The organism is Brachybacterium phenoliresistens (assembly GCF_000576425.1).
GTDB classification, from domain to species: domain Bacteria; phylum Actinomycetota; class Actinomycetes; order Actinomycetales; family Dermabacteraceae; genus Brachybacterium; species Brachybacterium phenoliresistens.
The window spans coordinates 186,331-199,513 of sequence record NZ_KK069990.1 but is presented as its reverse complement, the minus strand read 5'-3'; the positions used below and the strand labels follow the sequence as shown (position 1 = coordinate 199,513).

The following is a 13,183-nucleotide window of genomic DNA, read 5'->3' as shown; positions in this document are numbered from 1 at the left end:
GGACCCCACCGGAGCTCACCAGCGGTAGTGGGCGAAGGCCTTGTTGGACTCGGCCATCTTGTGCGTGTCCTCGCGACGCTTGACCGCGGCACCGAGGCCGTTGGACGCGTCGAGGATCTCGTTCATCAGCCGCTCGGTCATCGTGTGCTCACGACGAGCGCGCGAGTAGCCGACCAGCCAGCGCAGAGCCAGGGTGGTGGAGCGGCCGGGCTTCACGTCGACCGGGACCTGGTAGGTCGCGCCGCCGACTCGGCGGGAGCGGACCTCGAGGCTCGGACGGATGTTGTCCAGGGCCTTCTTCAGGGTGACGACGGGATCCTGGCCGTTCTTCTCGCGGCAGCCCTCGAGGGCGCCGTAAACGATCGACTCGGCGACGGTCTTCTTGCCGTCGAGGAGGATCTTGTTGATGAGCTGGGTGACCAGCGGCGAGCCGTAGACGGGGTCGACGACGAGCTGGCGCTTGGGAGCTGCTCCCTTACGAGGCATTACTTCTTCTCCTTCTTGGCGCCGTAGCGGGAGCGCGCCTGCTGGCGGCCCTTCACGCCCTGCGTGTCGAGGGACCCGCGGACGATCTTGTAGCGGACACCCGGGAGGTCCTTCACTCGGCCGCCGCGCACGAGCACGATGGAGTGCTCCTGCAGGTTGTGGCCGACGCCGGGGATGTAGGCGGTGACCTCGATGCCGGTCGACAGACGCACGCGGGCGATCTTGCGCAGCGCCGAGTTCGGCTTCTTCGGGGTCGTGGTGTACACGCGCGTGCACACGCCGCGACGCTGGGGCGAGCCCTTCAGCGCCGGCGTCTTCGAGGCGGAAGTCTTGGGGTTCCGCCCCTTGCGCACCAGCTGTTGGATAGTAGGCACTTCGTCTCTTCCTCTTCAGCCCCCGGAACTGTTCGCACCGGAGGATCGACTTCTTGCGGCCGCTCGCGCGGCCCGCGACCCCATGCATCCGATCCCACGTCAGGGAACGACAGCGATGCGCAGACCCGCCCGACCGGCGGTGCCGGTCGCGCGTCCGAGAACCGTGAGCGCGGCCCGTCCGGCCGGGGCGTGACGCCGCCTCGGTCGGGTCCGTGGGCCATGGGCTCCCCGGATTCGGGCACACTGCGAGGATCCGCTCCTCGCGGGGGATTCCTCCGGCTGCTGCTCACGGTCCGGCCGGCCGATGGGCCGTCCTCCCCGCGAGCGCGGGCCGGGACTCATCCCGGTTCACGACCAGAGGGCGCTCCGGACGCTCTGACCAGTCTAGTGACGCACTGTGACTCGGTCAAAGCTCCGGAGGGCATCCGTCGCACATCACACCCTGTGGTAGTCGCGCGCGGGCGAGGGCCGCGCGGGCCGGTTCCTGCGCCCCGCGCGGGAGCAGCGCGGCACGCCGGAGCCCCGCACCTGCGGATCTGCAGGTGCGGGGCTCCGGGCGTGCGGGGGACGGGACGGTCAGGAGATCTTCTGGTACTGGACCGTGATGTGGCCCTGGCCGAGGTCGGCGATCTGGCTGAACGCGCCGGAGGACAGGTCCAGGCAGCGGCCGCCGATGTACGGGCCGCGGTCGTTGATCCGGACCACGACGCTCTTGCCGTTGGAGGGGTTGGTGACCCGGAGCTTCGTGCCCAGCGGGAGGGTCTTGTGGGCCGCGGTCATCGCGTTGCGGTCGAAGGTCTCGCCGCTCGCGGTCGGGCCGCCGTGGGTGCCGTCGCCGTCTCCGTAGTGGGAGGCGCCGCAGGTGCTCACGTTGCCCGACGGGGTGCCGGACTCCTCGGACTGCGAGGACGACTTCCGCGAGGAGGAGCTCGAGGACGACCCGGAGCTCGAGGAGGAGTCGTCGGAGGAGGAGTCGTCGTCCGAGGAGGAGTCGGAGGACGAGCTCGAGCTGCTCTCCTGGGTCTCCTCGGGCTCGGGGGCCTCCTCCTTGGTGCCCTTGAGGACGACCTCGGTGGTGGGCTCGACGGTGACCTTCTCGGAGACGGTCTCGGTGGCGGTGACCTCGCCGTCCTCCTTCGTCTCCTTGATGACCTTCTCGCGGGTGCCGTTCTTGCCCTCGGTCTTGACCTTCGTGGTGCCGGCGGGGAGCGTGTCGTCCTCGACGGTCTTGGTCTCGAAGGGGATCTCCTCGGTGACCGTGCGCTCGCCCTCGCGCAGACGCTGCACGTGGACGACCATGCCGTCCTCGACGGCGCTCTCGCGGGGCACGTCGGTGACGTCGGTGGGCTCGATGTCGGTGAGGACCTGGTCCATAGCATCGCCGACGGTCAGGGCGTTGACGCCGAAGGTGACCTCGCCGTACTGGCCGACGAAGGTGATGTTCTTGCGGGTGATGACCTCGACGGTGTTCGCGTCGTCGGAGAGCTCGGTGTCGGGGGCGGGGGTGACCTTCGCGCCCTCGGCCCGGAACTCCATCCCGGACAGCGCGTCGGAGACGGTGGTCCCCGTGGTCAGCACCTCGGTCGGCTTCCCGTCGATGGTGACGGTGACGGGGCGGCGGGCCTCGATCGTGATCTCGGTGCCGTCGCTCACGGTGCTGTCCAGCGAGGGGGTCACCAGGTCGGTGTCCTTCACGGTGATGCCCTGCGCCTCGAGGACCTCGGCCACGGTCGGGCTGAAGGTGCGCACGGTGCTCTGCTCGCCGTAGGCGTCGACCGCGACCTCGTTGGACATCGCGAACGCGGTGCCTCCGCCGCCTGCGGCGAGGACGCAGACCGTCGCTGCGGAAATGATCCAGGGGGCCTTCTTCGCCATCGTTCACCTTTTCGTATCAGGCGCCGTGGCGCCGCACTCTCACTGCGGACCGTTGCGGCCTCGCGTCGTCTCGAAATGTCGGCCGCCCGGCCGGAGGGGGTCCGAGGATCCTGGCCGGGGCCGGGCGGGAGCACGTGCGCTGCGGACGCACCGCGCGGAGGAAGGGACGCGCTCGATCGAACCGCTGTCCATCGTGCCCGGGCGCGCGCGGGGGCGAAAGGGCGGGGACCAGGCTTTGAGGTTCCCGCTGGCGATCCTTTACCAGTCCGTGACGGTCCTGGTCGCCCAGGTCACGCGGTGAGGGGGCGAGGGGCGCAGAGCGGTGGTGTGGACCTCACCGGTCGGCGGGCGCGGCGGCTCCAGGCCGTTACGAGCGCTCCCGCTCCCGGGCGCGGGCTCGTGGCCTGCGCGCTCCGGGAGCGGGATCGGCGCTCCCCGCATACGCCGGGGAACCTGGTCCTCCCGGCGCCCAACCCCTGGGCACCTGCCATGCTTCCGTGCCGGACCCGCCCGGCGCCTCGCACGATCGGAGGAGATCAGGACTCATTCCGGTAACGGCCGCGGGGTGCGCGCTCCCCGCCGGGGCCCCGGCGCTGCGGCGAGCGGGCTCAGCTCGGCGAGTACAGCCGGTACTGCACGGCCCGCACCACCAGCTGGGCCAGGCTCTGCGCGCCCAGCTTGTCGCGCAGGCTGCGGGCGTGGGTCTTGACGGTGGTCTCGGCGACGTGCTGCCGAGCGGCGATGGTCTGGTAGTCCATCCCCTCGCAGATCAGCTGCAGGGTGGCGTGCTCGCGCTCGGTGAGCGCCGGGAACCGTGCCGGGCTGTCGGGCTGGAGGTCGCCGCTGATGGCGATGTCCGCGGCGAGGTTCTTCAGCAGCGAGGGCGACTCCCCCGCCGCGGCGAGCCGCACGGCGGCCACGAGCGCCTCGGGCGGCGCCGTCTTGGTCACGACCGCCATCGCCCCGGCCTCCAGGGCGCGGGCGATGCCGGGCCCCGGCGAGATGGTCGTGAGGATCAGCACCGTGGCGCGCGGGTCCTCCTGGAGGATCTTCGCCGTGGCGTCGATGCCGCTCATCCCCGGGGCCATGTTCACGTCCATGAGCACGATCTGCGGCCGCAGGGCGCGGAACGCGTCGACCGCGTCCTCGCCGCTGTGCTCGACGCCGAGGACCTGCAGGGACGGATCGGCCTCGAGCACGGCCGCGATCGCGCGCGTCGTCCACCGGTCGTCGTCGACCACGAGCACGGTGATGGGCGGATCGGACGGCGGGGGTGCCTGCGCGCTCACACGCACTCCCGCCGGTAGCGCTCGGGGTCGGTGTACTTCCAGAGCGCGCACCGCCAGTCGCCGAGCGTCTCCTCGGACACGATCCCGGAGATGATCCCGGGGACGGCCCGCCGCTCCCCCGCCTCCCGGTCGGCCGGGGCCCCGCGGGAGGGCGCGTCGGGGCGCGCGGTCCCCGCCGCCCGCATCAGCAGGACCAGCAGCAGCGTGATCATGGTCGGTCTCCCCCTGTCGTCAGGACGATTCCACGGCATGCGCCAGGGGCGGTGCCTCATCCGCGCGGAGGAGATCCTCCGCGGAGATCCCCGGCGGGACCGCGGGGACCGGGGCGCCATCGGCGGGCAGGGGGATGCGCACGAGGACCTCGGCGCTGTCCCCATCCGGGCGGCGCACCTCGCAGCTGCCGCCCAGGAGCTCCGCGCGCCGCGTCAGCGTGCGCGGGGTGAAGCCCGACGGCGAGGCGACGGCGTTGTGCGAGGCCAGCTGCAGGGCGCTCCCGCCCTCCCCCGGGATCACCTCGACCGTGATCACGCAGGGAGCATCGGTGCGGGCATGCTTGAAGACGTTCGTGGCGAGCTCGGTGAGCAGCTTCTGCGCCGCATCCACCACCGGCGCCGGGACCGCGGGCGGCAGCGCACCGAACCGGACGTCCAGGGCGAACCCTCCGGCCACGGCGCCGGCCGTGATCGCCCCGGTGACGGACTTCAGCGCCTCCGAGAGGTCGGTGCTGCGGTCCTGCTCGTCGTCCCCGCGCAGCCGGGACAGCAGCTGGCGCAGCTGGCGCTGGGAGCGGTCGTTGACCATGCCGAGCTCGGAGAGGGTGCGCACATCGGGGCCGCGCCCGGCGGCCGCCTCCTGCCCGAGGACCCGGATGATCGCGGCCTGGGTCGCCAGGCCGTGGGAGACCGTGTCGTGGGTGTCGATGGCGACCTGGATGCGCAGGCGCGACAGCTCGTGCTCGTGGCGGCGCACCGCATCCTCGCGCCGGGCGATCTCCGCCTGGATGCGGGCCTCCCCCAGCCCGGCGCCGAGGCCCAGCACGGAGACGAGCACGGCGACCAGCAGGGTGACCTGCGCATCGCTGGCGGATCCGGAGCTCGCTCCGACCATCCTCCCGACCAGGACCTCCAGGGCGAGGCCCGCCACAGCCACGGCCCAGAGCCGATACCGGCGGTACGTGAGCAGCACCCCGGCGGCGACCAGGACGTCCAGGTTGAACGGGTTGACCAGATCGGGGTCGACCCCCATGAACGCGAAGGTCCCCAGGATGCCCGCGACCAGCGTGAGCCGCGGGAGGAACGCGGAGACGATCACCAGCAGCCCGGCGATCACGCTCAGGGCCACGTAGCCGGGACCGCCGGCGGGATCGAAGCCGGTGGGGAGGATCGTCATCGTCCCGAAGAACACCGTCACGAAGCGCAGCGGCGGGTCGATGAACCGCGGGCCGATGAGGAAGGCGAGCAGGCGCCGCCACCACGGCGCGGAGTCCTGCGGGCGGAGGGAGGGGATCACCGCAGCCATTGTGCCAAGTCGCGGGGCCGGCGCCCAGCTCCCCGTTTCCGGAGGGGCCCGGGAGCGCCGCAGGGGCGGCCCCACCCGGAGGTGGGACCGCCCCTGCGGACGGGGGCCGGACGGGCCGGGGTCTCCCCCGCGCCCGCCCGGTCCGGATCAGCGGAAGTCGCTGCGGAACGGATCGGCGTAGTCGATGTCGTCCAGCGAGACCGAGCCGCCGCCGAAGCCGGAGAAGTCCAGCTCGTCGTAGCCGGGCACCTGGTACATCTGGGCCTTCGCCTCGTCGGTCGGCTCCACCGCGATGCGGCGGAAGCGGGACAGGCCCGTGCCGGCCGGGATCAGCTTGCCGATGATCACGTTCTCCTTGAGGCCCATCAGCGAATCGCTCTTGCGGTTCAGGGCGGCCTCGGTGAGCACGCGGGTCGTCTCCTGGAAGGAGGCGGCCGAGAGCCAGGAGTCCGTGGCCAGGGAGGCCTTGGTGATGCCCATGAGCTCGGGACGGCCGGAGGCCGGCTGCCCGCCCTCGGAGAGGATCTTGCGGTTCTGGCGCTCGAAGTGGACGCGCTCGGAGAAGTCGCCCGGCAGCAGATCGGTGTCCCCGGACTCGATGACCGTCACGCGACGGAGCATCTGGCGCACGATGACCTCGATGTGCTTGGCGTGGATGTCCACGCCCTGCGAGGTGTAGACCTTCTGGACCTCGTCCACGAGGTGCTTCTGCACCGCGCGGGGGCCGAGGATCCGCAGCACCTGCTTCGGGTCCACCGAGCCCTGCGAGAGCTGCTGGCCGACCTCGACGTGATCGCCGTCGAAGACCAGCATGGACACGCGCTTGGAGACCGTGTAGGTCACCGGGTCCGAGCCGTCGTCCGGGGTGATGGTGACCCGACGCTGCTTGTCGTTCTCCTCCACCTCGACGCGACCGGCGGTCTCGGTGATCGGCGCGAAGCCGGCCGGGGTGCGGGCCTCGAACAGCTCCTGCACACGCGGCAGACCGTGCGTGATGTCGCCGTCGGCGCTGGCCACACCACCGGTGTGGAAGGTACGCATGGTCAGCTGGGTGCCGGGCTCGCCGATGGACTGCGCGGCGATGATGCCGACGGCCTCGCCGATGTCCACCAGCTGGCCGGTCGCGAGCGAGCGGCCGTAGCAGGCGGCGCAGGTGCCCACGGCCGAGTCGCAGGTCAGCACGGAGCGGATCTTCACCTCGGTGGTGCCCGCAGCGACCAGCTTCTCGATGAGCACGTCGCCGACATCGGCGCCCGCCGGGGCGAGCTCGTTGCCGTCGGCGTCCAGCACCGCGGTCGCCAGGGTGCGGCCGTAGACCGTGGTCTCCGCGTGGTCGTGCACGCGCAGCGCCCCGGCCTCCTCGACCGCGATCGGCAGGACCAGGCCCTTGGAGGTGCCGCAGTCGGCCTCGCGGACGATGACGTCCTGCGAGACGTCGACCAGACGACGGGTCAGGTAGCCGGACTGGGCGGTCTTCAGCGCCGTGTCCGCCAGGCCCTTGCGGGAGCCGTGCGAGGCGATGAAGTACTCCAGCACCGACAGGCCCTCGCGGTAGTTCGAGAGGATCGGACGCGGGATGATCTCACCCTTCGGGTTCGTCACCAGCCCGCGCATGCCCGCGATCTGACGGATCTGCATCCAGTTGCCTCGGGCGCCCGAGTGCACCATGCGGAAGATCGCGTTGGTGGACTCGAAGTTCTCCCGCATCGCGTTGTCGACCTCGTTGGTCGCTTCGGTCCAGATGTCGATCAGCTCGGAGTTGCGCTCGACCTCGGACACGAGGCCCAGGTCGCGGTTCTCCTGCACCTGCGCGGCCTTCGCCTCGTACTTGGCGAGGATCTCCGGCTTCGACGGCGGGGCGACGACGTCGGAGAACGCGAAGGACACGCCCGAGCGGGTGGACCACGAGAAGCCGTAGGACTTCAGGGCGTCCAGCGACGCGGCCACCTGGCCCTTGTCGTAGCGCTCGGCCAGCTGGTTCACGATCGAGCCCAGGCGCTTCTTGGCGACCTGGCCCTCGACGTAGGGGAAGTCCACCGGCAGCGTCTCGTTGAAGAAGACGGTGCCCAGCGTGGTCGACAGGGTGATCGGGTCACCCTCCTCCCAGCCCTCGGGGGCCTCCCAGTCCGCCGGCGGCACGATCTCCGGGAACCGGATCGACACCGGGGCGTTGAGGTCCAGCTGCCCCATGTCGAAGGCCATGATGGCCTCCGCCACGGAGGAGAAGGAGCGCCCGGCGCCCAGGCCGTCCTCGTGGACCGTCGTCAGGTGGTAGAGGCCGATGATCATGTCCTGCGCGGGCATGGTCACGGGCCGGCCGTCCGACGGCTTGAGGATGTTGTTGCTGGAGAGCATGAGGATGCGGGCCTCGGCCTGCGCCTCGGCGCTCAGCGGCAGGTGCACGGCCATCTGGTCGCCGTCGAAGTCCGCGTTGAAGGCGGCGCACACCAGCGGGTGCAAGTGGATCGCCTTGCCCTCGACCAGCTGCGGCTCGAAGGCCTGGATGCCCAGGCGGTGCAGCGTCGGCGCACGGTTCAGCAGGACCGGGTGCTCGGTGATGACCTCCTCGAGCACGTCCCAGACCTCGGGACGGGCGCGCTCGACCATGCGCTTGGCGGCCTTCACGTTCTGCGCGTGGGAGAGATCCACCAGGCGCTTCATCACGAAGGGCTTGAACAGCTCCAGCGCCATGCCCTTGGGCAGGCCGCACTGGTGCAGCTTCAGCTGCGGGCCGTTCACGATGACCGATCGGCCCGAGTAGTCCACGCGCTTGCCCAGCAGGTTCTGGCGGAAGCGCCCCTGCTTGCCCTTGAGCATGTCGGAGATCGACTTCAGCGGGCGGTTGCCCGGGCCCGTGACGGGACGGCCGCGGCGGCCGTTGTCGAACAGGTTGTCCACCGACTCCTGCAGCATGCGCTTCTCGTTGTTCACGATGATCTCGGGGGCCCCGAGATCCAGCAGGCGCTTGAGGCGGTTGTTGCGGTTGATCACGCGACGGTACAGGTCGTTGAGGTCGGAGGTCGCGAAGCGGCCGCCGTCCAGCTGCACCATCGGACGCAGGTCCGGCGGGATGACCGGCACGCAGTCCAGCACCATGCCCTCGGGCGAGTTGGTGGTGGAGCGGAACGCGGAGACGACCTTGAGGCGCTTGAGCGCGCGGGCCTTCTTCTGTCCCTTGCCGTTGGCGATGATGTCGCGGAGGATCACGGCCTCGGCGTCCAGGTCGAAGTCCTGGAGCCGCTTCTGGATGGCCTCGGCGCCCATGCCGCCCTCGAAGTACGTGCCGTAGCGCAGCTTCATGGCGCGGTAGAGCTGCTCGTCGCCCTCGAGGTCGGCGACCTTGAGGTTCTTGAAGCGGTCCCACACGGCCTGCACGCGGGCGATCTCCGCGTCGTACTTCTTGCGGATCTGGGCCTGCTCGCGGGCCGCGGAGTCGCGGACCTTGCGCAGGGCATCGGCCTTCGCGCCCTCGGCCTCGAGCTTGGAGAGGTCCTGCTCGGCGGAGACGGCGCGATCGTTGATCGCGGCCTCGCGCTCGTTCTCGAGCTCCTTGATCTCCAGGTCGTGACGGGCCTGGAGGTCCGGGAGGTCCTCGTGGCGGGCGTCGACGTCCACGTCGGTGATCATGTACGCGGCGAAGTAGATGACCTTCTCGAGGTCCTTCGGCGCGAGGTCCAGCAGGTAGCCCAGGCGGCTGGGCACGCCCTTGAAGTACCAGATGTGGGTGACGGGGGCGGCCAGCTCCACGTGGCCCATGCGCTCACGGCGGACGGCCGACTTGGTGACCTCCACGCCGCAGCGCTCGCAGACGATGCCCTTGAAGCGCACGCGCTTGTACTTGCCGCAGTAGCACTCCCAGTCCCGGGTGGGACCGAAGATCTTCTCGCAGAACAGGCCGTCCATCTCGGGCTTGAGCGTGCGGTAGTTGATGGTCTCCGGCTTCTTGACCTCGCCGAACGACCAGGTGCGAATGTCATCGGCGGTGGCCAGGCCGATGCGGAGCTCGTCGAAGGTGTTGACGTCGAGCACAGGTGTCCTTCTCTCGAATCGAAAATCGTGGGGTCTGAGGGATCAGGGTCGAGGGAGGGTCCCCGGGGCGGCCGCAGCCGCCCCGGGGACGATCGCTCAGACCTCTTCGATGGAGCCGACGCCCTCGTGAGGACGGCGGGACAGGTCGATGCCGAGCTCCTCCGCCGCGCGGAAGACCTCCTCGTCGCTCTCGCGCACGTCCATGCTGGTGCCGTCCGAGGAGAGCACCTCGACGTTCAGGCACAGCGACTGCATCTCCTTGAGGAGAACGCGGAACGACTCGGGGATCCCGGGCTCCGGGATGTTCTCTCCCTTGACGATGGCCTCGTAGACCTTCACGCGGCCGGAGACGTCGTCCGACTTGATGGTGAGCAGCTCCTGCAGGGCGTAGGCGGCGCCGTAGGCCTCCAGGGCCCACACCTCCATCTCGCCGAAGCGCTGGCCGCCGAACTGGGCCTTACCGCCCAGCGGCTGCTGCGTGATCATCGAGTACGGACCCGTCGACCGGGCGTGCAGCTTGTCGTCGACCAGGTGGTGGAGCTTCAGGATGTACATGTAGCCCACCGAGATCGGCGCCGGGAACGGCTCGCCGGAGCGGCCGTCGAACAGCTGCGCCTTGCCGTTCTCGCGGACCATGCGCACCCCGTCACGGTTGGGGGTGTGGTTCGCGATGAGGGCGTCGAGCTCGTCGGCGCTGAGGCCGTCGAACACCGGGACGGCCACGGGCGTGTTCGGCTCGCCGTGCAGGGCGGCCTCGGGCAGCTCGCGGGCGGCGTCGGAGGCGGGGTCGATGTCCCAGCCGTTCTTGGCCACGTACCCCAGGTGCGTCTCCATCACCTGGCCGATGTTCATACGGCCGGGCACGCCCATCGGGTTGAGGATGATGTCCACGGGGGTGCCGTCCTCGAGGAACGGCATGTCCTCCACGGGCAGGATCTTCGCGATGACGCCCTTGTTGCCGTGGCGGCCGGCGAGCTTGTCGCCGTCGGTGATCTTGCGCTTCTGGGCCACGTAGACGCGGACCATCTCGTTCACGCCGGTGGGGAGGATGTCGGACTCGTCCTCCTCGGTGAACACCTGCACGCCGATCACGGTGCCGGACTCGCCGTGGGGCACGCGCAGCGAGGTGTCGCGCACCTCGCGGGCCTTCTCGCCGAAGATGGCGCGCAGCAGGCGCTCCTCGGGGGTCAGCTCGGTCTCGCCCTTCGGGGTGACCTTGCCGACCAGCACGTCGCCGGGCTCGACCTCGGCGCCGATGCGGATGATGCCGCGCTCGTCGAGGTCGGCGAGGACGTCGTCGCCCACGTTGGGGATGTCGCGGGTGATCTCCTCCTTGCCGAGCTTCGTGTCGCGGGCGTCGACCTCGTGCTCCTCGATGTGGATCGAGGTGAGGACGTCGTCCTGGACCATCCGCGAGGACAGGATGATGCCGTCCTCGTAGTTGTGGCCCTCCCACGACATGAACGCGACCAGCAGGTTCTTGCCGAGCGCGAGCTCGCCCTCCTCCGTGGAGGGGCCGTCGGCCAGGATCGAGCCGGCCTCGACGCGGTCGCCCTCGGAGAACAGGACGCGCTGGTTGTAGCAGTTGCCGGCGTTGGAGCGCTGGAACTTGCCGATCGGGTACGTCTGACGGGTGCCGTCATCGGCCATCACGGAGATGAGGTCCGCGGACAGCGTCTCGATGACGCCGGCCTTCTGCGCGACGACCACGTCGCCGGCGTCGACGGCCGCACGACGCTCCATGCCGGTGCCGACCAGCGGCATCTCGGTCTTCAGCAGCGGCACGGCCTGGCGCTGCATGTTCGAGCCCATCAGCGCACGGTTGGCGTCGTCGTGCTCGAGGAACGGGATCATCGCGGTCGCGACGGAGACCATCTGGCGGGCCGAGACGTCCATGTAGGAGACGTCCGACGGCGGGACCAGCTCGGGCTCGCCGCCGGGCATGCGCGAGAGCACGGCCTCGTCGAGGAAGGTGCCGTTCTCGTCGATCTTCGCGTTCGCCTGGGCGATCACGTGACGGTCCTCGTCGTCCGCGGTGAGGAAGACGATCTCGTCGGTGACGACGCCGTTCACGACCTTCCGGTACGGCGTCTCGACGAAGCCGAACGGGTTGATGCGCGCGAACGTCGCCAGCGAGCCGATGAGGCCGATGTTGGGACCCTCAGGGGTCTCGATCGGGCACATGCGACCGTAGTGCGAGGGGTGGACGTCACGGACCTCCATGCCCGCGCGGTCGCGGGAGAGGCCGCCCGGGCCCAGCGCCGAGAGGCGACGCTTGTGCGTCAGGCCCGACAGCGGGTTGTTCTGGTCCATGAACTGCGAGAGCTGGGAGGTTCCGAAGAACTCCTTGATCGCCGCGGTCACGGGGCGGATGTTGATCAGGGTCAGCGGCGTGATCGCCTCGACGTCCTGGGTCGTCATGCGCTCGCGGACCACGCGCTCCATGCGCGACAGGCCGGTGCGGACCTGGTTCTGGATCAGCTCGCCGACCGCGCGGATGCGACGGTTGCCGAAGTGGTCGATGTCATCGGTCTCGACCCGCAGCTCCTTGCCGCCCTCGGTCGTGTAGCCCTCGACGCCCGCGTGCAGCGACACGAGGTACTTGATGGTCTGGACGACGTCCTCGAGGGACAGCGTGGACTGCGACAGCGGCGACTCGATCCCGAGCTTCTTGCCGATCTTGTAGCGGCCGACCTTCGCGAGGTCGTAGCGCTTGTCGTTGAAGTAGAGGTTGTTCAGCATGGCCTCGCCCGCATCGCGCGACGGGGGCTCGCCCGGGCGCTGCTTGCGGTAGATGTCCATGAGGGCCTCGTCCTGCGAGGTGATGCGGTCCTTCTCCAGGGTGGAGCGGATCGACTCGAACTCGCCGAACTCCTCGAGGATGTCCGAGGGGGACATGCCCAGGGCCTGCAGCAGCGTGGTGACGGACTGCTTGCGCTTGCGGTCGATGCGCACGCCGACCTGGTCGCGCTTGTCGACCTCGAACTCGAGCCACGCACCGCGGGAGGGGATGACCTTCGCGGAGAAGACGTGCTTGTCCGAGGTCTTGTCGATCGACTCCTCGAAGTACACGCCCGGGGAGCGGACGAGCTGGGAGACGACGACGCGCTCGGTGCCGTTGATGATGAAGGTGCCCTTGTCGGTCATGAGCGGGAAGTCGCCCATGAAGACCGTCTGGGTCTTGATCTCGCCGGTCTCGTTGTTCATGAACTCCGCGATGACGTACAGCGGAGCCGAGTAGGTGAGGTCCTTCTCCTTGCACTCCTCGACCGTGTGCTTCGGCTCGTCGAAGGTGTGATCGCGGAAGGAGAGCGCCATGTTGCCGGCGAAGTCCTCGATCGGGGAGATCTCCTCGAAGATGTCGGCGAGACCCGAGGTCTGGGGGACGTCCTCGCGACCGACGGCAGCGGCCTCCGCGGCACGCTCCTGCCAGCGCTCGTTGCCCAGCAGCCAGTCGAAGGACGTGGTCTGCAGGCTCAGGAGGTCCGGGACGTCGAGAGGGTCGCCCAGCTTCGCGAAGGTGACGCGCGGCGAGGCCGTGCGCAGGGCAATATCGGTGGTGATATCGGTGCTCGAGGCAGCCAAGGGGTGGTCCTTCCACAGGCCGATGAC

General features: G+C 69.8%; 8 protein-coding genes. All 8 read right to left on the bottom strand.

Features of this window, described 5'->3' with window-relative positions; all coding sequences use genetic code 11:
* Positions 1–15: 15 nt before the first annotated feature.
* Entirely contained in the window at positions 16–486 is a 471-nt protein-coding gene (gene rpsG, locus BF93_RS06160; protein ID WP_038371320.1) for a 30S ribosomal protein S7, read from the bottom strand.
* A complete protein-coding gene (gene rpsL, locus BF93_RS06155) occupies positions 486–860 on the bottom strand; it encodes a 30S ribosomal protein S12 (RefSeq protein ID WP_038371319.1) in 375 nt (124 codons plus the stop codon). Before rpsL ends, rpsG begins: the two co-directional genes overlap by 1 nt.
* 576 nt (positions 861–1,436) lie before the next feature.
* A complete protein-coding gene (locus tag BF93_RS20195; RefSeq protein WP_051486609.1) occupies positions 1,437–2,735 on the bottom strand; it encodes a septal ring lytic transglycosylase RlpA family protein in 1,299 nt (432 codons plus the stop codon).
* Between the two features lie 608 nt (positions 2,736–3,343).
* Complete coding sequence (locus BF93_RS06145) at positions 3,344–4,024, bottom strand: response regulator transcription factor (RefSeq protein WP_232226216.1); 681 nt, start codon at positions 4,022–4,024, stop codon at positions 3,344–3,346.
* Positions 4,021–4,236 carry a hypothetical protein gene (locus BF93_RS06140; RefSeq protein ID WP_038371316.1) on the bottom strand — a complete coding sequence of 72 codons (216 nt, stop codon included), beginning with the start codon at positions 4,234–4,236 and terminating at the stop codon, positions 4,021–4,023. The genes BF93_RS06145 and BF93_RS06140 overlap by 4 nt, the downstream gene beginning before the upstream one ends.
* 19 nt (positions 4,237–4,255) lie before the next feature.
* The gene (locus BF93_RS06135) at positions 4,256–5,533 is read right to left on the bottom strand and encodes a sensor histidine kinase (RefSeq protein ID WP_156954060.1); all 1,278 of its coding nucleotides are present in this window, start codon (positions 5,531–5,533) and stop codon (positions 4,256–4,258) included.
* A gap of 156 nt (positions 5,534–5,689) precedes the next feature.
* Entirely contained in the window at positions 5,690–9,571 is a 3,882-nt protein-coding gene (locus BF93_RS06130) for a DNA-directed RNA polymerase subunit beta' (RefSeq protein ID WP_038371313.1), read from the bottom strand.
* Positions 9,572–9,667: 96 nt separating this feature from the next.
* Positions 9,668–13,156 carry a DNA-directed RNA polymerase subunit beta gene (gene rpoB, locus BF93_RS06125; protein WP_038371312.1) on the bottom strand — a complete coding sequence of 1,163 codons (3,489 nt, stop codon included), beginning with the start codon at positions 13,154–13,156 and terminating at the stop codon, positions 9,668–9,670.
* Between the last annotated feature and the right edge of the window lie 27 nt (positions 13,157–13,183).